At 68.9% G+C, this 20,026-nt stretch carries 22 protein-coding genes; 8 read left to right on the plus strand and 14 right to left on the minus strand.

The window, feature by feature from the left end; translation table 11 throughout:
- Window positions 1–12 precede the first annotated feature (12 nt).
- The 5 genes from ugpE to purM form a co-directional block, all read right to left on the minus strand.
- Entirely contained in the window at window positions 13–861 is an 849-nt protein-coding gene (ugpE, locus tag C882_RS00425) for a sn-glycerol-3-phosphate ABC transporter permease UgpE (protein ID WP_009538540.1), read from the minus strand.
- Window positions 861–1,742, minus strand: coding sequence for a sn-glycerol-3-phosphate ABC transporter permease UgpA (ugpA, locus tag C882_RS00430; protein ID WP_009538541.1), 882 nt, complete (start codon window positions 1,740–1,742; stop codon window positions 861–863). The genes ugpE and ugpA overlap by 1 nt, the downstream gene beginning before the upstream one ends.
- Window positions 1,743–1,874: 132 nt before the next feature.
- A complete protein-coding gene (gene ugpB, locus C882_RS00435) occupies window positions 1,875–3,203 on the minus strand; it encodes a sn-glycerol-3-phosphate ABC transporter substrate-binding protein UgpB (protein WP_043642736.1) in 1,329 nt (442 codons plus the stop codon).
- Between the two features lie 325 nt (window positions 3,204–3,528).
- Complete coding sequence (purN, locus tag C882_RS00440; protein ID WP_043642738.1) at window positions 3,529–4,194, minus strand: phosphoribosylglycinamide formyltransferase; 666 nt, start codon at window positions 4,192–4,194, stop codon at window positions 3,529–3,531.
- Complete coding sequence (gene purM / locus C882_RS00445) at window positions 4,191–5,204, minus strand: phosphoribosylformylglycinamidine cyclo-ligase (protein WP_407637663.1); 1,014 nt, start codon at window positions 5,202–5,204, stop codon at window positions 4,191–4,193. The genes purN and purM overlap by 4 nt, the downstream gene beginning before the upstream one ends.
- A gap of 145 nt (window positions 5,205–5,349) precedes the next feature.
- Between purM and C882_RS00450 the strand changes: the two genes are divergently transcribed.
- The 5 genes from C882_RS00450 (at window position 5,350) to C882_RS00470 (ending at window position 9,456) form a co-directional block, all read left to right on the plus strand.
- Window positions 5,350–6,636 (plus strand): DUF2066 domain-containing protein, encoded by a 1,287-nt coding sequence (locus C882_RS00450; RefSeq protein WP_009538546.1) that lies wholly within the window; start codon window positions 5,350–5,352, stop codon window positions 6,634–6,636.
- 10 nt (window positions 6,637–6,646) lie between these two features.
- Complete coding sequence (locus C882_RS00455; protein ID WP_009538547.1) at window positions 6,647–7,225, plus strand: CDP-alcohol phosphatidyltransferase family protein; 579 nt, start codon at window positions 6,647–6,649, stop codon at window positions 7,223–7,225.
- Between the two features lie 56 nt (window positions 7,226–7,281).
- Window positions 7,282–8,391, plus strand: coding sequence for an AI-2E family transporter (locus tag C882_RS00460; RefSeq protein WP_009538548.1), 1,110 nt, complete (start codon window positions 7,282–7,284; stop codon window positions 8,389–8,391).
- Between the two features lie 2 nt (window positions 8,392–8,393).
- Complete coding sequence (locus C882_RS00465) at window positions 8,394–9,104, plus strand: HdaA/DnaA family protein (protein WP_043642741.1); 711 nt, start codon at window positions 8,394–8,396, stop codon at window positions 9,102–9,104.
- Window positions 9,105–9,216: 112 nt separating this feature from the next.
- Window positions 9,217–9,456: an alanine-zipper protein gene (locus C882_RS00470; RefSeq protein WP_043642744.1), complete on the plus strand. Its 240-nt coding sequence runs from the start codon at window positions 9,217–9,219 to the stop codon at window positions 9,454–9,456.
- 260 nt (window positions 9,457–9,716) lie between these two features.
- Here C882_RS00470 and C882_RS22730 read toward each other — a convergent pair whose 3' ends face one another.
- Window positions 9,717–10,028 (minus strand): BrnA antitoxin family protein, encoded by a 312-nt coding sequence (locus tag C882_RS22730; RefSeq protein ID WP_009538551.1) that lies wholly within the window; start codon window positions 10,026–10,028, stop codon window positions 9,717–9,719.
- A complete protein-coding gene (locus tag C882_RS00480; protein ID WP_043642746.1) occupies window positions 9,973–10,269 on the minus strand; it encodes a BrnT family toxin in 297 nt (98 codons plus the stop codon). Before C882_RS00480 ends, C882_RS22730 begins: the two co-directional genes overlap by 56 nt.
- Before the next feature lie 320 nt (window positions 10,270–10,589).
- On the opposite strand from C882_RS00480, the gene C882_RS00485 reads away from it, so the two are divergent.
- The 3 genes from C882_RS00485 to C882_RS22735 all read left to right on the plus strand — a co-directional run bounded on the left by C882_RS00485 (window position 10,590) and on the right by C882_RS22735 (window position 13,487).
- Entirely contained in the window at window positions 10,590–11,105 is a 516-nt protein-coding gene (locus C882_RS00485) for a MarR family winged helix-turn-helix transcriptional regulator (RefSeq protein ID WP_051999902.1), read from the plus strand.
- 1,134 nt (window positions 11,106–12,239) lie between these two features.
- A complete protein-coding gene (locus C882_RS00490) occupies window positions 12,240–12,923 on the plus strand; it encodes a LuxR C-terminal-related transcriptional regulator (protein ID WP_009538553.1) in 684 nt (227 codons plus the stop codon).
- 126 nt (window positions 12,924–13,049) lie between these two features.
- Window positions 13,050–13,487, plus strand: a complete 438-nt coding sequence (locus tag C882_RS22735) for a VanZ family protein (RefSeq protein WP_051999905.1) — start codon at window positions 13,050–13,052, stop codon at window positions 13,485–13,487.
- Between the two features lie 10 nt (window positions 13,488–13,497).
- Here C882_RS22735 and C882_RS00500 read toward each other — a convergent pair whose 3' ends face one another.
- The 7 genes from C882_RS00500 to C882_RS00530 all read right to left on the minus strand — a co-directional run bounded on the left by C882_RS00500 (window position 13,498) and on the right by C882_RS00530 (window position 20,017).
- Entirely contained in the window at window positions 13,498–14,619 is a 1,122-nt protein-coding gene (locus C882_RS00500) for a nucleotidyltransferase domain-containing protein (RefSeq protein WP_043642748.1), read from the minus strand.
- Window positions 14,591–15,556, minus strand: a complete 966-nt coding sequence (locus tag C882_RS00505; RefSeq protein ID WP_009538557.1) for an HprK-related kinase A — start codon at window positions 15,554–15,556, stop codon at window positions 14,591–14,593. The genes C882_RS00500 and C882_RS00505 overlap by 29 nt, the downstream gene beginning before the upstream one ends.
- The gene (locus C882_RS00510; protein WP_009538558.1) at window positions 15,553–15,897 is read right to left on the minus strand and encodes an HPr-rel-A system PqqD family peptide chaperone; all 345 of its coding nucleotides are present in this window, start codon (window positions 15,895–15,897) and stop codon (window positions 15,553–15,555) included. Before C882_RS00510 ends, C882_RS00505 begins: the two co-directional genes overlap by 4 nt.
- Before the next feature lie 13 nt (window positions 15,898–15,910).
- Complete coding sequence (locus C882_RS24495; RefSeq protein WP_009538559.1) at window positions 15,911–16,663, minus strand: hypothetical protein; 753 nt, start codon at window positions 16,661–16,663, stop codon at window positions 15,911–15,913.
- 150 nt (window positions 16,664–16,813) lie between these two features.
- On the minus strand, window positions 16,814–17,854 hold the full coding sequence (locus C882_RS00520) for a FemAB family XrtA/PEP-CTERM system-associated protein (RefSeq protein WP_009538560.1): 1,041 nt from the start codon (window positions 17,852–17,854) through the stop codon (window positions 16,814–16,816).
- Window positions 17,855–17,915: 61 nt separating this feature from the next.
- Window positions 17,916–18,887: an XrtA system polysaccharide deacetylase gene (locus tag C882_RS00525; protein ID WP_009538561.1), complete on the minus strand. Its 972-nt coding sequence runs from the start codon at window positions 18,885–18,887 to the stop codon at window positions 17,916–17,918.
- Complete coding sequence (locus tag C882_RS00530; protein ID WP_009538562.1) at window positions 18,884–20,017, minus strand: XrtA/PEP-CTERM system-associated ATPase; 1,134 nt, start codon at window positions 20,015–20,017, stop codon at window positions 18,884–18,886. The genes C882_RS00525 and C882_RS00530 overlap by 4 nt, the downstream gene beginning before the upstream one ends.
- Window positions 20,018–20,026: the final 9 nt, after the last annotated feature.

Below are 20,026 nucleotides of genomic sequence, written 5' to 3' on the forward strand. Positions count from 1 at the left end.
GCGGTCGGCGGTCTATTTTTCCTGCTCGACCAGCCCCTTCACGAACAGGCGCTGCATGACGATGACCACCAGCACCGGCGGGATCATCGCCAGCATGGCCGTCGCCATGACGATGCCCCAGCGCGGTTCCTCGTCGGAGACGGTGACCATGCGCTGGATGCCCATGACGATGGTGTAATAGTTCTCGTCCGTCGTGATCAGCAGCGGCCACAGGTACTGGTTCCAGCCGTAGATGAACAGGATCACGAACAGCGCCGCGATGTTGGTCCACGACAGGGGCAGCAGGATGTCCTTGAAGAACTTCAGCGGTCCGGCGCCATCCATGCGGGCGGCTTCGGTCAGTTCGTCGGGAACGGTCAGGAAGAACTGGCGGAACAGGAAGGTGGCGGTGGCCGACGCGATCAGGGGCACGGTCAGGCCGGTGTAGCTGTCCAGCAGGTCCAGGTTCGCCGCGACCTCGAAGGTGGGCAGGATGCGCACTTCCACCGGCAGCATGAGCGTCAGGAAGATCATCCAGAAAATCGCCATGCGGAAGGGGAAGCGGAAATAGACGATGGCATAGGCCGAGATGATGGAGATGGCGATCTTGCCCACCGCGATGCCGATCGCCATGACCAGGCTGTTGAACAGCATGAGGCCGACGGGCACGCCGCCGGCGCGCTTGAGGCCGCTCGTGACGGCGGTGCCCCAGTTCTCCATGAAATGCGCGCCGGGCAGGATGGGAATGCGGCCGGCGATCAGGTCCGCCTGGCCGTGCGTGGAGGCGACGAAGGCGATCCACAGCGGCAGCGCGACGGTCAGAAGCCCCAGCACCAGCACGAGGTGCGAGACGAACGTCAGCATGCGGTTGTTCTCGACCATCAGTACTGCACCTTGCGCTCGACGTAACGGAACTGGATGACGGTCAGGGCGATGACGATCGCCATCAGCACGACCGACTGCGCCGCTGACCCGCCCAGGTCAAGGCCGACGAAGCCGTCCTTGTAGACCTTGTAGACCAGGATCTCGGTGGCGCCGCCGGGGCCGCCCTCGGTGGTGGCGTGGATGATGCCGAAGGTCTCGAAGAAGCTGTAGACCACGTTGACCACCAGCAGGAAGAAGGTGGTGGGCGACAGCAGCGGGAAGATGATGGTCCAGAACCGTTTGCCAGGCCCGGCGCCGTCGATGGCCGCGGCCTCGATGAGCGACCGGGGAATGGCCTGCAGGCCGGCCAGGAAGAAGACGAAGTTGTAGCTGACCTGCTTCCACGCCGCCGCGATGACCACCAGGATGAAGGCCTGCGTGCCGTTGGTGTAGTGGTTCCACTCCACGCCGACGCCGCCCAGGGCCCAGGCCGCGAAGCCGATGGTGGGGTTGAACAGGAACCACATCAGCACGCCGGCGATGGCCGGCGCCACGGCATAGGGCCAGATGAGCAGGGTCTTGTAGACGCTCGCCCCCTTGATGACGCGGTCCGCCATCACCGCCAGCAGCAGGGCGAAGCCCATGGCCGAGAAGGTGGTCGCCGCGCTGAACAGGATGGTGTTGAGAAAGACGTCCAGGTAGCGGTCTGACTGGAACAGGTCGATGAAGTTTTCCAGTCCGACGAACTCGGTCCTCAGCCCGAAGGCGTCCTGACGCAGCACCGACTGGTACAGCGCCTGGCCCGCCGGCCAGATGAAGAAGACCAGGGTGATGGCCACCTGCGGCAGGACCAGCAGGTAGGGCAGCCAGACGGAACTGTATGTGACGCGTTTGTGCATGGGCGGGGACGCAGCCTGGTCTGAACACGCGGGAACGGTGGAGAAAATGCAGGCACCGCCCGCCGCCGGATGGGCGGCGACGGGCGGTGTCGCGCCGGCCGGTCAGGACCGGCTCATGAGCGTTCGAGGCGCTTAGTTGACGCTTTCCTCGAACTTGCGCAGCAGTTCGTTGCCGCGGTTGACGGCGCTGTCCAGCGCCTGGTCGGCGCTCTTGTCGCCGGACCACACGGCTTCCAGCTCCTCGTTGATGATGTCGCGGATCTGGACGAAGTTGCCCAGGCGCAGGCCCTTGGAGTACTCGGTGGGCTCGTCCATGGTCAGCTGCTTGATCGCGACGTCGGCGCCCGGTGCCTCCTTGTAGAAGCCTTCATCCTTGGCGGCTTCGTAGGCGGAGTTGGTGATGGGCACGTAGCCGGTGGACTTGTGCCAGTCCAGCTGGATTTCCGGCGAGGACAGGAAGTTCATGAACTCGGCCACGCCGGCGTAGGCCTCGTCGTCGTGGCCCTGCAGCACCCACAGGGTGGCGCCGCCGATGATGGAGTTCTGCGGGGCGCCTTCCACCGAGTCGTAGTACGGCAGCTGGGCGATGCCCCAATCGAAGCCCGCGCCTTCCTTGACCGAGCCGTAGTAGGCCGAGCTGTTCATCAGCATGGCGCACTCGCCGGTCAGGAACAGCGGGTTCGGATCGCCGCGGCGGCCGCCGTAGACGAACACGCGGTCTTCCTGCCAGTCCTGCATGTTCTGGATGTGGGTGGTGAAGGGCTCCTGGTTGAACACCAGCGAGGTGTCGACGCCTTCGAAGCCGTTGGCCTTGGTGGCGAAGGGCACGTTGTGCATGGCGCCGAAGTTTTCCAGCTGCACCCAGCTCTGCCAGCCGGTGGTGAAGCCGCACGTCGGGTTGCCTTCGACGGCCATGATCTTGCGGCTGGCCTCGACCAGGCCTTCCCACGTCTTCGGCGGGTTATCGGGGTCCAGGCCGGCCTTCTTGAAGGCGTCCTTGTTGTAGTAGACCACCGGGGTGGAGCTGTTGAACGGCATGGACAGCATGTCGCCGTTCGGCGTGGTGTAGTAGGACTTCACCGCGTCCAGGTAGTCGTCCGGATCGAAGGTCTTGGCGGTGGCTTCCATCAGTTCGTAGACGGGGTAGACGGCGCCCTCGGCGGCCATCATGGAGGCGGTGCCCACCTCGAAGACCTGCACGATGTGAGGCTGCTGGCGCGCGCGGAAGGCGGCGATGGCGGCCGTCAGGGTTTCGGTGTAGGTGCCCTTGTAGACGGCGTTGACCTCGTACTGATCCTGGCTTTCGTTGAAGCGCTGGGCGTACTCGGCGACCTTTTCGCCGGTGGTGCCGCCGCCCATGGCGTGCCAGAACTGGATTTCCGTGGCGGCGAAGGCCGAGGTGGCGGCGCCGATGGTGGCGGCGGCGGTGGCCGCGGCGAGGCCGAGTTTGAGGCCGTTCATGGATTTCTCCCCAAAAAACCAATTGTTGTGCCGGGTGGTCGGAATATCGATGTCCACCCGTTTATCATCCCGCCGTTACAGGACGATGACGCAGGGGTGAATGTTCGATTAATCTTCAAGCGTCCATCAAGCGAAAAGTTTCCATTTTCATTCGAAAATCATAGTCCCCTGGAAACCTTCGTGTTTCCGGGGCAGGCGCCGGACGTCGCGTCATCCGGGGCTTTTCGAAAACGCGCAGCGGCGGGGCCTGGGTTGAGCGCCAACCACGAAAAAAGCCCGACTCGACGAGTCGGGCTGCACAGGATCGGATGAAGGGGGGCGGCCGTCAGCCGGCCGGGTTCAGCACCGTGGAGTCGGGCGCCCCGTGGTTCGTGATGACGACGCGCTGGCCGGAAACCCGCGCATGGCCCTCGGCCACCAGCCGCAGGGCCAGCGGATAAAGGCGGTGTTCGGCCTCCAGCACGCGGGCGCCCAGGGCGTCGGCGTCATCGTCCGGGTGCACGGGCACGGCGGCCTGGGCGATGATCGGCCCGGCGTCCATGTCGGCGCGCACGAAGTGTACCGTGCAGCCGTGGAAGCGCACGCCGGCCTCCAGCGCCCGCTCGTGGGTGTGCAGGCCCTTGAAACTGGGCAGCAGGCTCGGGTGGATGTTGATCATCCGGTCGTGCCAGCGGTCGACGAAGGCGTCCGTCAGCAGGCGCATGAAGCCCGCCAGGCACACCAGGTCCGCCCCTGCCTCGTCCAGCGCGGCGTTGAGCGCGTCCTCGAAGGCGGGGCGGCCGTCGTAGGCCTTGTGATCGATCACCTGCGTCGTCACACCCGCCTTTTCCGCCCGCTCCAGCGCATAGGCGCCGGGCACGTTCGAGATCACGGCGACGATCTCGGCAGGGTGCGACGGGTCGGCGCAGGCATCCAGCAGGGCCTGCAGGTTGCTGCCCCGGCCCGAGACCAGGACGGCCACCTTCACCCGCGGGCGCCCGGACTCACTCATGCCGACAGGCCCCAGGCCTGTGCGAGGCCGGGGATGCGCACAGGGTCCGACCCCTCATCGCGCGCGACCATGCGGCCGATGACGCGGGCTTCTTCGCCGTGGTCGCGGAACACCGTCAGCGCCGCTTCGGCCTCGGCGGCGGGAACGACGGCGACCATGCCGACGCCGCAGTTGAAGGTGCGCGCCATCTCGTGCGCGGACACGCCGCCTTGTTCGGCCAGCCAGCGGAAGACCGGCGGCAGGGGCAGGGCGTCGGCGTCCAGCTCGGCGGCCAGGCCTTCGGGCAGGACGCGGGGGATGTTCTCCCAGAAGCCGCCGCCGGTGATGTGCGCCAGCGCCTTGACGTGGCCGGCACGGACAGCGGCCAGGCAGCTTTTCACATAGATGCGGGTCGGCGTCAGCAGCGCCTCGCCCAGGCTTTGTCCCTCGACGAAGGGGGCGGGGGCGTCATAGCCCAGGCCCGACCGCTCCACGATGCGGCGCACCAGGGAATAGCCGTTGGAGTGGATGCCCGACGACGCCAGGCCGATCACCACGTCGCCCTCGGTCACGCCGGTGCCGTCCAGAAGCTGTCCGCGCTCGGCCGCGCCGACGGCGAAACCGGCGACGTCGTAGTCGCCGTCCTCGTACATGCCGGGCATTTCGGCGGTTTCGCCGCCGATCAGCGCGCAGCCCGCCTGGCGGCAGCCCTCGGCGATGCCGGCGACCACGTCGCGCGCGACGGTAACCTCAAGGCGTCCCGTCGCGTAGTAGTCGAGGAAGAACAGCGGCTCGCCGCCCTGGACCACCAGGTCGTTGACGCTCATGGCCACCAGGTCGATGCCGACGCTTTCATGGCGGCCCGCCGTGATGGCGACGCGCAGCTTCGTGCCCACGCCGTCGGTGGCGGCGATAAGCACGGGATCGGTGAAGCCGGCGGCCTTCAGGTCGAAAAGGGCGCCGAAACCGCCCAGCGCGGCGTCGGCCCCGGAACGGGTGGTCGATTTGGCGAGCGGCTTGATCGCTTGCACAAGCGCGTTTCCGGCGTCAATGTCAACGCCGGCGTCCTTGTACGACAACCCGGTCTTGTCAGAGGGAGTGGTGATGACGGCCTCGTCTGGTTCTGTTCGGTTGCGATCGGTGTGCGGGAAGATACTGCATCGGCGCGTGTTTGCAATGGTCCTGGCGGCCCTTCTGGCCGTGCTTTCGGTGCCCGGCGGCCCGGCGCGCGCGCAGGCGCCCGATGCGGCGACGCTGGCGCTGTTCACCGCCGACGACGTCAAGGTCGACGTGACCGCCGACAGCGCCGTCACTGCCCGCGACCAGGCCCTGATGGAAGGCCAGGCCAAGGGCCTGCGGCAGGTCATGCGCGACCTCGCCCCCGCCGAATACCAGGACCGCCTGCCCGAGATCGGCGGGCAGGAGGCGCAGAACTACGTGCTGTCCCTGCAGGTGGAGGATGAAAAGCGGTCCAACGTCCGCTACATCGCCACGCTGGACATCACCTACAATCCCGATGCCGTGCGCCAGCTTCTGAGCATGAACGACATCCCCTTCAGCGAGCAGCCGCGCACGCCGGTCCTGGTGGTGCCGCTGTGGCAGGCGCCGGGTGCCGCCGGACCCATTCTGTGGGAGGACCCCAACCCCTGGCGCGCGGCCTGGAACCGACGCGCCGGCGACGGCCTGGTGCCGACGCGCGTGCCGCTGGGCGACCTGGGCGACCTGCGGGCGGTCTCTGCCGACGAGGCTGCGGGCGGTGACGCCGCGGCCGTGCGCAACCTGCTCCAGCGCTACGACATGACCGAGGCCGTGGTCGCCCGCGCCGCCCTGGCCGGCGAGGACCAACTGGCCGTGGACATGACCCGCTACCGCCTGGCCGGGCAGCCGAGCCGGCAGTCCTTCACCCTGACCCGCGATGCGGCCGAGGACCGGTCGGCCTTCCTCAACCGCGCCGCCGACGAGGTGGCTGCCCGCCTGCGCGACGCCCAATGGCAGGGCGGCGGTACGGCGGCGGCCCTGTCGCCCGATTCGGCGCCGCAGCGGATGACGGCGATCGTGCCCACAGCGGGCGGCCTGGAAACCTGGCTGACGGTGCGCGAGCGCCTGGGGCAGGTGCCCCTGGTGCGCGGGGTGGAGGTGCAGGCCCTCAGCCGCGAGCGGGCGCAGATCCTGCTGGGATACATGGGCGACATCGAGCGCCTGACCCTCACGCTCGCCCAGTACGGGCTGGACATGAGCGACCTGGGCGGCGGCGTGTGGCGCATCGAGCTGCGCCGCGCCCCGGCCCCGGCCGAGCCCGCGCGCCAGCCCATGGTCACGCCCGAAGCGGCGGGCGCACAGGGCGCCCGGCCGGCGGCTCAGGAGGCCCGGCCCGCGGCCCAGGCGCCGACCGGGCCGCAGCAGCAGCCGGGCGAGGCCTCGGCTCCGACGCCGGGGCAGGGCCGGGTCATGGCGCCGCGCTGAGGGAGGCGTCGTGCGTCCGCAACGGGCCATCGTCAAGCAACTGCCCAACCTGCTGACCATCTTCCGGCTGCTCATGGTGCCGGTGGTGGTCGAGCTGATCCTGGAAGGCCATCTGGCGTGGGCCTTCTGGGTGTTCGTGCTGGCGGGCGTCACCGACGCAGTGGACGGCATTCTGGCCCGTGTGCTGGATGCGCGGACCAAGCTGGGCGGGTTCCTCGACCCGCTGGCCGACAAGGCGCTGCTGGTCAGTGTTTTCGTGGCGCTGGGGTGGTCGGGGGTGCTGCCGTCGTGGATCGTCACGCTGGTGGTGTTCCGCGACGTGCTCATCGTCGGCGGCGCCATTCTGTATGAAATGGTCGTGGGCGGGCTGCACATGCGCCCGCTGCTGGTCAGCAAGGCCAACACCGTGGCCCAGGTGGCGCTGGGCGCCGGGACGCTGGCGGTGGAGGGACTGAATCTGGACGCCGGCCCGCTGGTTGGTGTACTGACCTTTGCGGCGGCCGCGACCACCATCGCGTCGGGCGCCGCCTACCTGTGGGTCTGGGGCCGCCACGCGCTCGAGGCGACCCACGAGGACGACGACAGGTGACGCGCAGGCCGCGCGTCGGTCCGGGATGACCCGGCAGGGGGAGTGACGACAACGCCATGGCCGGTGGGCGACAACTGCGGTTCTGGTTGATCGGGTTGGTGGTCTTCGTCGCGGCGCTGTGGGTGCTGCGCGAGGTGCTGCTGCCGTTCGTCGCCGGCATGGCCATCGCCTATTTCCTCGATCCCGTCGCCGACCGCCTGCAGAAGTGGGGCCTGTCGCGACTGATGGCGACGGTGGTGGTCACCGCGGGCATCGTCGCCGTGCTGGTGGCGGCGCTGCTGCTGCTGGTGCCTTTGTTGCAGGCGCAGGTGACGTCGTTCCTGGTGCGGCTGCCGGGCTACATCGACATGCTGCGAGAGGCCGCCGAGCCCATCATCCAGATGGGCGTCGAACGCCTGCCGCCCGATCAGGTGGAGACCCTGCGCGAGCAGGCCAGCGGCTTCATCGGCAACGCCCTGGCCTTCGTGGGAACGGTGCTGAAGGGCCTGCTGTCCGGCGGGTTCGCGCTGCTCAACCTGCTGTCTCTGGTGTTCATCACGCCGGTGGTCGCCTTCTACCAGCTGCGCGACTGGGACCGCATGGTGGCCAAGGTGGACAGCTGGCTGCCGCGCGAGCATGCCGACACCATCCGCGCCCAGTTCCGCGAGATCGACCAGACCCTGGCCGGGTTCATCCGCGGCCAGGCGAGCGTCTGCCTGGTGCTGGGGGCCTTCTACGCCATCGGCCTGAGCGTCGTCGGGCTGGACCTGGGGCTGCTGGTGGGCCTGGGTGCGGGCATCATCAGCTTCATTCCCTACCTGGGCACCATTTCCGGATTCGTGGTCGGCATCGGCCTGGCGCTCGCGCAGTTCGATACCTATACACCGGTGGCGCTGGTCGCGGGCGTCTTCGTCGCCGGGCAGATGATCGAGGGCAACTTCCTGACGCCCAAGCTGGTCGGGGACCGCATCGGCCTGCATCCGGTCTGGGTGATCTTCGCGCTGCTGGCCGGCGGCGCGCTGTTCGGCTTCGTCGGCATCCTGCTGGCGGTGCCCGTGGCGGCGGTGGTGGGTGTGCTGGCGCGGTTCTTCCTGGGCCAGTACCTCAAGAGCCCCTATTTCCAGGGCCGCGGGGGCAAGCGCCGCGACCTGCCGCCACCGCCCCCGGCCGCGCCCGACGCGACGTGACCATGAGCACCGATCCCGGCAAGCAACTGCCCCTCGACCTGCCGCACCGTCCGGCGTTGTCGCGGGAGGACTTCCTCGTCACCCCGGCGAACGCCGAGGCGGTGGTCTGGCTCGACTGCTGGCCGCGCTGGCCCGGGCCGGCACTGGCCCTGCACGGCCCGCGGGGCTGCGGCAAGACGCATCTGGCGCATGTGTTCGCGGCCCGTTCGGGCGCGGCCATCCTGCGCGCCGAGGAACTGCCCGACGAGGACATTCCCTACCTGCTGGACCACCACCGCGCCCTGGTGGTGGAAGGCGCCGACCGCCTGGTGCCGGACCCGGAGGTGGAGCAGGCGCTGTTCCATGCCTGGAATCTCGTGAAAGACGCACAACGTCACATATTGCTCACTGGCGAGGAACCGCCCGCCCGATGGAAGGTCGACCTGCCCGATCTGCGGTCGCGCCTGTCGACGGCCCAGACGGCCGCCATCGCCGCCCCCGACGACATTCTCATGGAGGCGGTGCTGGTCAAGCTGTTCATCGACCGGCAACTGCGGGTCGGGCCGGACGTTATCGGCTTTTTGCTGCGGCATATGGAACGGTCCTTCGCCGCCGCGCGTCGAGTCGTAGCGGCCGCAGACACGATGTCTCTGGCCGAGCGCCGGCACATCACGGTTCGGTTCATCGCAAAGGTGCTCGATGCGCAGAATCGTGACGGATCGGCGAAACCATGAGGCTTATCCGCAAGAAGCCCTTGCTATTAGGGGAACTTCTAGCCAACCATACGCGTTAGGCGGGCGCTAAACACAGGTCCGTCTCACGCGTGACATTGGGAGGTTTATTGATATGAAGAAATCTCGTTTGCTCCTCGCCGCTCCGCTCGTTCTTGGCCTGGCCGCTTGCGCCCAGGGCATGAGCGATGAGGATCGCGCCACCATGACCGCGGCCACGCAGGCCGGCCAGCAGGCTCAGCAGTCCGCTCAGTCCGCCCAGGCCGCCGCCCAGCGTGCCGAGGCCGCGGCGCAGCGCGCCGAGGCTGCCGCCAACAAGGCGGAGCGCATCTACCAGCAGATGATGCGCAAGTAATTTCGCGTGCATCACCGGCCGGCGGCGGCGTCCAAACCCGCTGCCGGCCGGTCACGCCGCCCGCAGAGCGCGAGATAGCCTTTCCGTCACAGATCGCCCGGCCCGCGTGAAAGGCCGGCCTGCCCGCCGCCCGGACCGTCCGGTGCGGCGTTTTTCATGCGCATCCGTCCGGTACCTCGCGGCCGGTCCGGCGCGGCCGGTCAAGGCACGCGGAGGGCCGTCCGGTGATCTGCGCGCGGCAGACGGCCCGGTCCGGCCGGTCAGTCGGTTTGCGTGCGGGCCTGTTCGTCCAGCACGCGGGCCATGCGCTGTTCGGCGCCCGGGCCGTCGGCCTGGAACGCGCGGAGCGTGTCGCGGTGGACGCGCAGGGTGACCTGTACGGTCGTCTCGGGCTCGATCAGTTCCGCCCCGCGCCAGTTTTCCGGCTGCTGCACCGGGGCCGAGGCAGGGTCGGCCGCCGCCTCTTCGGCGATGGCGTGATCGTCGCGGCGGGCCGCGTCGTGCAGCCGCTCTGGATCAACCCGCAGCGCGGCGCGCGAGCGCCTGGTGATACGTTTGCCGCTCGATGCCATGAGCCCTCCGTGCCGACACGATCCTGCACAGGCGAGGGGACCGGACGGTGAAGACGATAGTCAGTTCCACGCCGGAAACGGCCCCGATCCCGATGAAGCGGCGCTCGCCCAGGGCGGCGCGCTCATCGGGCCGCGCCAGGACCGGTCCCTCGAACACCGCCGCCGCACTTTCCAGGTCGACCCCGTGTGCCTCGACATTGGACCTGTCCTGGGCTCCGTCCCATTCGAAGCCGTCATACATATCGGTTCCCGCTCGCCCTACGATTGTTTTCAGCAAGTATAACGAATATCCCAATGATGTCGCAAGCCTTTGACATCTGGACCTTAGTTATAGTCAAGAGGCCCCAAGGTTAACTCGCTTTACGGGAATGAAGTTCATAAGTTGAGAGGAAATCGCGGGGGCTTTTTTATTTTGAGTTGCGCGATGACGCGCTCTATAAGTGTGATGACGGGAGGTCGCTCCCTTAGAGGTCGACAGCGCGCCTTCCGTGGCTGCGCATTCGGCTGAGTCGGCCGGATTTTCGTCACAGTCCCGCGGATGATGCGTGTACTGTTCGCGCCATGACGAAGATGACCGTGACCACCGACGACGACTGGACCGAGGTCAGCCGCTATGCCGGGCCGGATGCTAGCCCCGGTTTCCTGTTGTGGCTGGTCAGCACCACCTGGCGCCGCCAAGTGGAGGGGGCCTTGACCCCGCTGGGCCTGACGCATCCGCAGTTCGTCACCATGGCGTCGCTGGCTTGGCTGACGCGCGAAGGGGCGTCGGTCAGCCAGGCGGCGCTGGGGCGGCACGTGCGCCTCGATCCCAACACCATGTCGCAGATCCTGCGCGGACTGGAAAAGCGCGGTCTGATCGAGCGCCGCAAGGGCCGCGACACGCGCGCCAAGAACCCGCGCCTGACCGACGAGGGCGCGGCCCTGGTGCGTCGGGCCGTGCCGCTGGTCGAGGAGGTGGACGGCCGCTTCTTCAAGCCCATGCGCGGCGGTCAGCGGATGATGGCCGCCAGTCTGTCGAGGCTTCTGGAAGTGGCCGAGGGCCGGGGCGAAGACTGGCCCGACGATCCGCCCGGCTGATACTGCATCCGCGTCCGATAAACGTAAAAAAGGCCGCCGGACCCCTGGGTCTGCGGCCATTTTTTGTCGGGAAAAGGTAGCGCCCGCCGTGGTGTCGCAGGGGGGAATGGTGAGGGGGAAAGACTCCACCGCGGCGGGCGCGCGGGCTTTTGGGCCCACTTGTACTGTAGGGTGCCGGCACGGCGGCTTTCCACCACGCAGGCGACGTACGGGGGCTCGCCATTGGCGGCAGGACGACTGCCGAAAGGTCCCTGACGTGATCGAGTCGGGGCGTCGTCGGCGCTGTGACGGCCTGCGCAGCGCGGCAGGACCGCCTTTTGGTCGGGCCGTGCCAGCCAAACCGTCAGGCCTGCGCTCCCCCTAAAGAAGCGTCGCGGTCGCAATGGCGCGCCGTGGGCGTGCGCCCGGTTACGCGCTTGGGATAACCACCCCGAACCGGTCGTGCGACCAAGGGCGCGCCGCCATCCGCAGAAGGTATAGTAAATGTCGCCGCGTTTTCAGTAAAGTTCCGCGAATTTCGAATAAAATAGAAAATCCCTTCTACTGAGGCTTCATATCCGGAGGATGCCATGCTACCTTCCAACCGACTGAGACCTATGCCGTTCGGGCTTTGAGGGCTTCCGAGCCCCTCAGTAGCTGGATGGTTTATTTCCCTTCGCGGAATGCGGTCATGGCCGTGGATGCGGGGGAAAGCTTAGTCATATGTCGAAAGGCGGAAAAATTTTTCCTCCCGGCATAACTTTGGATGGACCTTTTTTCTGCGCCCGCGGTTCCATTGACTGTGTGTGCCGCGACGAAGCGGTAGGACGGGCCGGTTACAAGGCGCGCCGCCGCTTAAAGGTGAAGTGAGGATACGCGCTATCGAGGCATGCATGGGGCGCCGCCTGCCCTGGTTCTCAACCGGAAGGTGGCGTTCTTGCGACATAGTCAACCAGGCCGCTCCGCGCAGAATGCGCGCCGGCCGGTGTCTCGCGAAGGATAAAAAATGGCAGTCGGTTACCTCTTGGGGCGCCGGCATAATTCGCAAGGCACCTGCCCGGTTACAGGCCACCGTCCGCCCGGTAAGTCGGCGGGGTTCTGGGGACTATCTATCGCGACTTGGGGATAACATTTCGACCGACTTTGGGGGTCACGATGGAAAAAGAGCTTATCAAGACCTGCATCATTGAGAGCAATTCGTTCTTCCGGGAGGGGCTCAAGAGCATCCTTCGGGACAGCCGGTTCCGCATCGACTGCGAGGCGGAACGGGTGGAGGACGCGCTGTCCTACCTGCAGTCCGAACACCCGGACCTTGTCATCGCCGAGCTGCCGGCGGGCGCTGAGGCGGTGCCGGCGGACTTCAACGCCATCCGCGAGGCCGTGCCCGACGCGCGGATCGTGGCCCTGGTCGGCCAGCAGTGTCCCATGCTGATGACCGATTGCCTGATGCAGGATATCGACGGCTTCCTGATCAAGACCATGAAGCCTTCGGTGCTGCTGCAGTCCCTGGCCCTGATCGCCGAGGGCGAGCGGGTCTATCCGGCCAACCTGGTGGCGCGCCTGCTGCGTGGCGGTGCCCAGTCCATGGTGGTCATGCCGGGCAGCCAGGAGCAGTACAACCTGACCGCCCGCGAGATGGACATCCTGCACCTGCTGGTCGCCGGTGAGCCCAACAAGGTCATCGCCCGCCGCCTCAGCATCACGGAAGCCACCGTGAAGGTGCACCTGCGCAGCCTGCTGAAGAAGATCAACGCGGCCAACCGCACCCAGGCGGCCATCTGGGCGCTGCACCACGGCTTCGCCAACAGCGCGCAGCCGGCGGGTGTCCAGCCGGCCTGATCCGGGCCGGCCGGGCATCGATCAACCGGCCGAAGACGATCCGGCGGGCGCCTCCATGACGTGGGGGCGCCCGCCGCCGTTTCTGCCGCTGGCCGCTTGACGGTTCAGGAGCGCCGCCGCTTTGCCATGGACCTGACGCCCACGCAGCACCCGCCGCCCACACCGCCCACGCCGCCGTCCCGACAGCGCCGGGTCGTGCCGTGGCGCACCGTGGCGGCCGGAGGTTTTCTCGTCAGCGTCGCCGCGATCGTGTGGCTTTCACTGTCGACGCACGGCCCGACCGCCAACCGCGCACCGCCGCCGCCCGTGCCGGTGTGGGACAAGGTCCTGCACCTCGCGGCCTATGCGTGGTTGACGGCTCTCGGTGTCGTGGCGCTCGGCCACGACCGTGTCGCATGGTTCCGCTGGATCGGCGTCGGGTTGATGACCTTCGGCGTGTGGATCGAGATGATCCAGGCGCGGCTGCCGTTCCACACCGGGTCCGTTGTCGATGCCGTCGCCAATGGCGCGGGTATCCTGCTGGTGTTGTGGGTCACTGGACGCCTGGCGCGCAAACGCCGGTGAGGCGGCGGGCTCAGCGCATTGCCCGCTGGGAGGTGGTGTCTGCGTGCAGGCCTTCCAGCACCGCGCGCCACGCCTTGCGCGTCAAGTGCGGGACCAGGTGGCGGAGCGGCATGCGCATCCAGTGGCCGCGCAGGTAGAGGAACCCGACGGCCGCCGCCGCGCCGCGTCCCCGGCAGGCGGGATGGGCCGGCTGCAGGGCGGCGTCGAAGACGGGCGACAGCAGGCGCGGCCCCAGCCCCGTGCGCGCCATGAGCCGCGCGGCCGCCGCCTCGGGCACCGGCGTCCCAAGCAGACTGCGGGCGGCAATCAGGGCGTGGGCCAGCGGTGTTTCCATGTCCAGCCGGCGGGCGCGGGCGGGCAGGTTGTCCCAGAACTCGGGCTCCGTCGCGCCGAAGTGGCGCAACAGGCGGTCCATGTCCGACAGGTCCCGCAGGGCGTTGTTGAACATGCCTTCGTTGAACAGATGCGCCGCCGAGTGCAGGACCATGTCCGCCGGCGCGGGAAGCCATGCCCCCGGCACGCCCGGAAGGGGACGGGCGGCGCCGAAGACGTGCGAGGCCTCCAGGGCCACCCGCGCGGTCGGCGGCACCAGCGTGTGATGCAGGTCCAGCACCGTCCCGCGCCGGAAATGCACCAGAGGCGGCACCTGATGCATCCAGCGGCGGTAGTAAAGGGTGTCGTAGGCGTCGGATTTCGCCGGCACCCATCCCGCCAGCGCGAGCAGGCTTTCCGCCCGGTTCAGCGCGGCCGCCGGCACCATCACGTCGGTGTCGGTGAACAGGCGCCCGTCCGCCGCCGGAAGGTCTCCCAGCACATAGGCCGCGCCCTTCAGCAGCACCACCGGCGCGCCCAGGTCCTTCAACGCCTCCATGATGTGCGCCACCTCGGCCCGGACGTCCCGGTGGTGGGCGGCGACCAGCCGCAGTGCACCGGTCAGGTGCCGGCGCGGACCGTCGGGCACGGCCGGCAGGACGCCCGCCCCCTGGACGGCGTGCGCGAGTCGGCCAAGCAGGCGGGCCTGGCGCGCCACGGGCAGCAGGCGCGACCACTGCGCCGGCGTCAGGGCCGGTGCGCTGCCGGGGTCGCCCATCAGGCGCAGCAGCTCAGAGCGCATCGAAGGCGGCGACGGCATCGTCCAGGTCCGAATAGGTGAAGGCGCAGGGTTCGGCGGCGTCGGTCAGGGTGCCCAGCGCCGCAAAGGCCGCACCGCCCAGGATGTGGTAGTTGAAGCAGTTCTCCACCAGACGCAGGAAGGCATCCGCCCGGCCGAGCGGCGTCATGGTGGCCGGCGCGTCCTCGGCCCAGGTGGGGAAGACCACCCAGGCCGGGCGTGCCGGCTCGCCGGCGCGGGTCACGCTGTCGGCCGGCGGGGCCAGGTGCCTCACCACGCCCTTGCTGGTGTCGCGCACCTCGGGCCCCAGAACGGCGTCGGGCTGGCGCGCCTTGATCACGTCGATGGAACTGTTCTTCAGGTTGAGCGGGCGCGGGCAGGGGATCAGGGCGCCGTCATGCAGGGACACCAGGCACAACTCGTCGGACAGCAGCCGCCAGCCCGCCGCCACCAGCCCGGCGCACAGCGTGCTCTTGCCCGAGCCGGGCGGGGCCGGCATCACGGCGGCGCGGCCGTCGGGCCGGGCGACGACGGCGGCGTGCAGCACCATCAGGTCGTGGATGCCGACGGACAGGCACCAGTTCAGGCCCCACTCCATCATGGCCGGCGCATGGGCGCGGGGCTGGGGTTGGAACAGGACCTCGGAATCGCGCAGGAACAACACCTGCGGCGAGATCCAGCGGCGCGGGCCGGCGGCGGACCGCACCTCCGCCTCCACGTCGACGAAGGCATCCGCCGGCGCCACGGGATGCGCGGCGTACAGGCGCTCCACCATGGCGACCAGCTCGGGCAGGCGGGTACGCAGGTTCACGGTGTAGGGGCCGAGCGAAAGCCGCAGCCCGTCGCCTCCGAGCGCCGCACGCACCGCGCAGGGCGGAAGATCGCGGAGGCGAATCACGGGCGCGGCCGGCTCGGTGGCGGCACGGGGCGGGCGAGGTGGCGCGGACAGGGCCGTCATGGTGCCGGAGCGTCCGCAAGGGTGTGGCGCTGCACCAGCCCGGCCCGCGCCAGGCGGTCGAGGATGCGCGCCAGGTGCCTGGCGGTGCCCGCGTCGCCGTCGCCGTCGCCCCCACCGCCTGCGGCCGTTGCCGCGCGCATGGCGGCGAGCAGATCGTCGGGGGACGGCGGCACCGGGCTTTCACACAGCCGGACCAGGACGGCGGCCGTTGCGGGATCGAGGAAATGCGTCTCGCCCCGATCCTCGCGGTAGACCACCGCGCCATCCTCCCAGCGCCGCCAGAGCAGCCGCGGGGCGGGTGTCGCGCGCAGGTCGGGGGCGGTCTCGTCCGATGCCGTCATGGTGCGGCCGGCTCTAGTACAGGGCGATGGTGTTGGTCACGTAGCCCCTGCATTCCCGCGGGCCCCACTCTATCAGCGTACCCTCGAACGGCGCGAAGGTGCCGCTGCCGCTGACGGCCACCGCACCCAGGGCGCGGACCGCTTCGGGCGTCATGGGGTAGTCCAGCGACATGGCGTTCAGGTAGGCCGCCACCAGGCGCTTGCCCAGGTGGTCGGCGTCGTCGGTGGCCGTGCCTTCGCTGAGCGAGGGGTCCATGTGCAGCACGTCGCCGATGGTCGGGTTGCCCTGCCACTTTCTGTTGTTCACGTCGACCCAGCGCTCGCCGAAAAGCCACTTGAACGTCAGGTCGCCGGTCGAAGAGGTGTCCGCGCCGTCGGTGGTGGTGGTGTCCGTCGTCTCGGTCGTGCTGAAGGTGGCGAGCGTGGTGTCCGTGGTCGTGGTGTCCGTGGTGGTCGTGTCCGTGGTGGTCGTGTCGGTGCTGGTCAGGAAGCGGCCGCGCCAATGTTCCACCGTCTGGCCTTCCAGGCAGGCCTCGCTTGCACCGGACGCGCAGGTGGACATGGATTCCATGGAGCTGCGGTCGGTGACCGTTTGCGCGAACGCCGGCTTGCTGGTCAGGGTCAGGATGACCGGTGCGGCGCCCAGACCTGCCTGCAGCAAGCGGCGCCGGGCGGGACCGGTGCCGGTCGCGGCGGCCGGCGGTCCGGCACGGCCGTCCGCGCCGGTGGGCGTGGCGTCATCGTGATGCTCGCTGTTCGCGCTCATGGTGACCTGTTTCCCGTGGGGCTGCGGATACCAAGACGATAGGTCCGCCGCCGTCCCGCTTCAAACGCCCTTCGGTTCTACCGTGTAGGAGGTGCAACGCCTGCCGACACGCCTTCTGGCGTAGCCACTTCGTCCGCCGGGGCGCCGGACCTATCCCACCTGCCGGCCGATCCACGGACCCAGGGTGTTGGCGACCGGAAGCGGCAGGCGCTTCCACAGTGCGATCATGCGCCGGTACTTCGGGTTGTTGGGATTGACGTCGGGCATGGCTTCGCCCTCGCGCAGACGGAACTCGTGGACGACCGGGCGCGGCGTGAAGCCCCAGTTCTTCTTGAAGGCGAAGGGGCCGGTGTCGACCTTGCTGCGCCCGAAGTCGAAGACGGGATACCCGCGCGCCACGCCGTCGCGCATGAGCCGGTAGTACATCAGGTCCGCCGCGCCGGTCGTCCGCGCTTCGGGCGCGGCGCCGGTGTAGAACGGCAGCACGCGGTCGCGGAAATAGAAGTTCAGTACCGACGACAGCGGCGCCCCTTCCGCCGTGCTGACCGTCAGGACGTCGCAGGCGTCGCCGAACGTGTCCTTCAGGGTGCGGAAGTAGCGGCGGGCGAAGACCGGCGTTCCCAGCCCCCGCATGGAGCGGGCGTAAAGGGTCCAGCAGGTGTCCACGTCGTCATCGCGCCGCCAGGTCATGTCGCTTTTTAGCGCCTTGCGCACGACGGCCCGCTGCTTGCGCGGGATCTGCTTGAGGCAGGCGTCCTCGTCGGCCTCGGTGGTGCGGGCGAAGGTGGCGTACAGGCCGTCCTTGCGCGGCCACTGGGCGTGCGGCCGGGCGGGGTCGCGCACCTCGATGTAGGCCGCGCCGGTGCGCTGCATCAGGCTTTCCGCCGCCGCGTCCAGGGCGGCCAGGGCGGCGTCCTCCGTCAGCGCCGCGCCGCCGCCGACGCACCAGCCGGTGGAGACCAGCCGGGTGCCGAACAGGCGGCTTTTCACCAGCGTCAGGGGCAGGATGCCGCGGATGGAGCCGGACCGCTCGGCCATCAGGAAATAGCAGCGCTGGCCGAAGCTTCGCTCGATGACCGGCTTCCAGCCGGCGCGATGGAAAAAGGTGGTTTCCGGACAGGCGTCGACGAAGGTATCCCAGCGCGCGACGTCGCGCGGCTCGGTCAACTCCGTCACCGAATAGGACAGCATTGCGGGCTCCCGTGCGGCGAGGCGCGTGGCGGCGGCGTCGGGCGGACGATCAGGCGCGGCGTCAGCCGTCCGCCGGAACCAGGCCCGGATGCACCCGGTCCATGCGGTCCCAGGCGAAATCCCGCAGCAGGCGCTTCAGCCGTGCCTCGGTGCGGCCCAGGTTGACGGTGTGGCGGAACGCCGACCGCCAGGGCAGGCCGGCGATGCGCGGCTGGCCGGGATCGACCTCCCACGGATGGAAATAGAACACGGCCGGGCGCTCTTCGCCCAGGTTCACCCGGCGCAATCCGGCGCGGAATACGGCGTAGGGCAGAAGGCGGAAGAACCCGCCGCCGGCGCAGGGGAGGTTGCGCCCGCGCACCTGCACGGTGGTCATGGGCACTTCCCAGAAGCCGTCCGGCGCCTCGCGCGGGCAGTGCGGGAAACGCGGCGCATCGGGCGCGCCGTACAGGTCGTGGCGGATGGGATTGATGCTGGAGGAATAGGAATGCCCCTCCTCCGCCAGCACCTGATGGGCCCACGGTGTCCGGGACCCTATGGAAAAGGTGGCGGCGCGGTAGCCGTGTACCGCCACGCCGCCGGTGTCCTCCAGCAGCGCCTTGGCGTGGCGGATGTCGCGGCGGAAGGCGTCGGCGCTCTGGGCGTGGACCGGCACATGGGCCAGGCCGTGGCTAGCCAGTTCGTGCCCGGCATCGACGATGCGGCGGATGAGCAGCGGGTGACGCTCCGCCACCCAGCCCAGTGTGAAGAAGGTGGCCGACACGCCTTCCTCGGCGAAGAGGGCGAGGATGCGGTCGGTATTGCGTTCCACCCGGCGGTTCTGCAGGTCCCAGCTGTCGCGGTCGACATGGGCCGACAGGGCCTGCACCTGAAACCAGTCCTCCACGTCCACCGTCATGGCGTTGACGATGCGGCCGCGCGCGTCCCGCCTCGGCCCGGGCCGCGACGGCGCCGCCGGCGGCACCTCCCGGCGCGACACCTGGGGCGGCGCGGCCTGGGCGCGGGCGGCGGCGGCGGCGGTAATCTGGTTCATGGCTGCGACCTCGGCCTCATTCCGTCGATGAATTCTTCCAGGTGGTCGGACAGTGTGGTGAGCGTGCGGCGGAACACCTTGTCGTGGCGCCGGGCGCGGTCCTCCAGGTGGGCGATCCGCTGCTCCATGTTCTCGACGACCGCGACCAGTTCCTCGGGCTGGCCCGCCAGGTCGCGCAGGGCGCTGGCGTGCAGCGGCGTGGCCGCTCCGGCATGAGGGCCCGGCGTATCCGCCGGTCCGCTGCCGTGGTATCGGCCAGTGCTCGGCACCAGCGCGCCGGGCACGCGGGCGGCGCCCTCGCGGTCGAGCACGGCCTCGCCTTCGGCCGCCATGTCCTCGGCGACTTCCGTGACCGCCTGCCCATCCAGCGTGTGCAGGTCCTCCAGCGCGCCGAACAGCAGCAGGCGCGAGCACAGGATGTTCACCCGGCGCGGCACGCCCTCGGCGTGGCGGTGGACGGCCTCGATGGCGTCGGGCGTGAACTCGGGGTCGCCGCGCCAGTCGACCGCCTCCAGCCGGTACCTGATGTAACCCTCGACCTCGGAGGCGTCGATTGGCCCCAAGTGGCAGGAGGCGATGACCCGTTGGCGTAGCTGCTCGAGGTTGGGGGTCGCCAGAGTGGCGCGAAACTGGGGCTGGCCCACCAGCAGGGTCTGCAGGGGCGGCGCGCCGTCGACGCTCAGGTTCGACAGCATGCGCAGCTCCTCCAGCGCATCGAAGGGCAGGTTCTGGCACTCGTCGGCCACCAGAAGGCAGCGCTGCCCCGCCTCCTGCCGCGCGGCCAGGAAGTCGGACAGCAGCGTCAGCAGTTCGGCCTTCGTGGCGCCGCGCTCAGGCTGCAGGCCGAAGCCGGTGGCGGCCATGCGCAGCACGTCGTCGGCGCCGATCTGCGACGTGACGATCTTGGCGCAGCGGAAGCGGTCGGGGTCGAGTGTGTCGAGCAGGTGGCCGACCAGGGTCGTCTTGCCGGCGCCGACGTCGCCGGTGACGATCACGAAGCCCTCCCCCTGGGCGATGCCGTAGGTCAGGTAGGACTTGACGCGGTTGTGGACGGTCGAGCCGAAGAAGAAATGAGGGTCGGGTGTCAGCTGGAACGGATGGCCCGACAGGCCATAGTGTTCGACGTACAAGGGTCACCT

This window comes from Caenispirillum salinarum AK4, assembly GCF_000315795.1.
In the GTDB taxonomy this organism is placed as follows: domain Bacteria; phylum Pseudomonadota; class Alphaproteobacteria; order Rhodospirillales; family Rhodospirillaceae; genus Caenispirillum; species Caenispirillum salinarum.

Bases quoted from the DNA above. Each gene is read 5' to 3' on its own strand.
- ugpE (WP_009538540.1), bottom strand. From the start codon at position 861: ATGGTCGAGAACAACCGCATGCTGACGTTCGTCTCGCACCTCGTGCTG.
- ugpA (WP_009538541.1), bottom strand. From the start codon at position 1,742: ATGCACAAACGCGTCACATACAGTTCCGTCTGGCTGCCCTACCTGCTG.
- ugpB (WP_043642736.1), bottom strand. From the start codon at position 3,203: ATGAACGGCCTCAAACTCGGCCTCGCCGCGGCCACCGCCGCCGCCACC.
- purN (WP_043642738.1), bottom strand. From the start codon at position 4,194: ATGAGTGAGTCCGGGCGCCCGCGGGTGAAGGTGGCCGTCCTGGTCTCG.
- C882_RS00450 (WP_009538546.1), top strand. From the start codon at position 5,350: ATGGTCCTGGCGGCCCTTCTGGCCGTGCTTTCGGTGCCCGGCGGCCCG.
- C882_RS00460 (WP_009538548.1), top strand. From the start codon at position 7,282: ATGGCCGGTGGGCGACAACTGCGGTTCTGGTTGATCGGGTTGGTGGTC.
- C882_RS00465 (WP_043642741.1), top strand. From the start codon at position 8,394: ATGAGCACCGATCCCGGCAAGCAACTGCCCCTCGACCTGCCGCACCGT.
- C882_RS00470 (WP_043642744.1), top strand. From the start codon at position 9,217: ATGAAGAAATCTCGTTTGCTCCTCGCCGCTCCGCTCGTTCTTGGCCTG.
- C882_RS22730 (WP_009538551.1), bottom strand. From the start codon at position 10,028: ATGGCATCGAGCGGCAAACGTATCACCAGGCGCTCGCGCGCCGCGCTG.
- C882_RS00480 (WP_043642746.1), bottom strand. From the start codon at position 10,269: ATGTATGACGGCTTCGAATGGGACGGAGCCCAGGACAGGTCCAATGTC.
- C882_RS00485 (WP_051999902.1), top strand. From the start codon at position 10,590: ATGACGAAGATGACCGTGACCACCGACGACGACTGGACCGAGGTCAGC.
- C882_RS00490 (WP_009538553.1), top strand. From the start codon at position 12,240: ATGGAAAAAGAGCTTATCAAGACCTGCATCATTGAGAGCAATTCGTTC.
- C882_RS22735 (WP_051999905.1), top strand. From the start codon at position 13,050: ATGGACCTGACGCCCACGCAGCACCCGCCGCCCACACCGCCCACGCCG.
- C882_RS00500 (WP_043642748.1), bottom strand. From the start codon at position 14,619: ATGCCGTCGCCGCCTTCGATGCGCTCTGAGCTGCTGCGCCTGATGGGC.
- C882_RS00505 (WP_009538557.1), bottom strand. From the start codon at position 15,556: ATGACGGCCCTGTCCGCGCCACCTCGCCCGCCCCGTGCCGCCACCGAG.
- C882_RS00510 (WP_009538558.1), bottom strand. From the start codon at position 15,897: ATGACGGCATCGGACGAGACCGCCCCCGACCTGCGCGCGACACCCGCC.
- C882_RS24495 (WP_009538559.1), bottom strand. From the start codon at position 16,663: ATGAGCGCGAACAGCGAGCATCACGATGACGCCACGCCCACCGGCGCG.
- C882_RS00520 (WP_009538560.1), bottom strand. From the start codon at position 17,854: ATGCTGTCCTATTCGGTGACGGAGTTGACCGAGCCGCGCGACGTCGCG.
- C882_RS00525 (WP_009538561.1), bottom strand. From the start codon at position 18,887: ATGAACCAGATTACCGCCGCCGCCGCCGCCCGCGCCCAGGCCGCGCCG.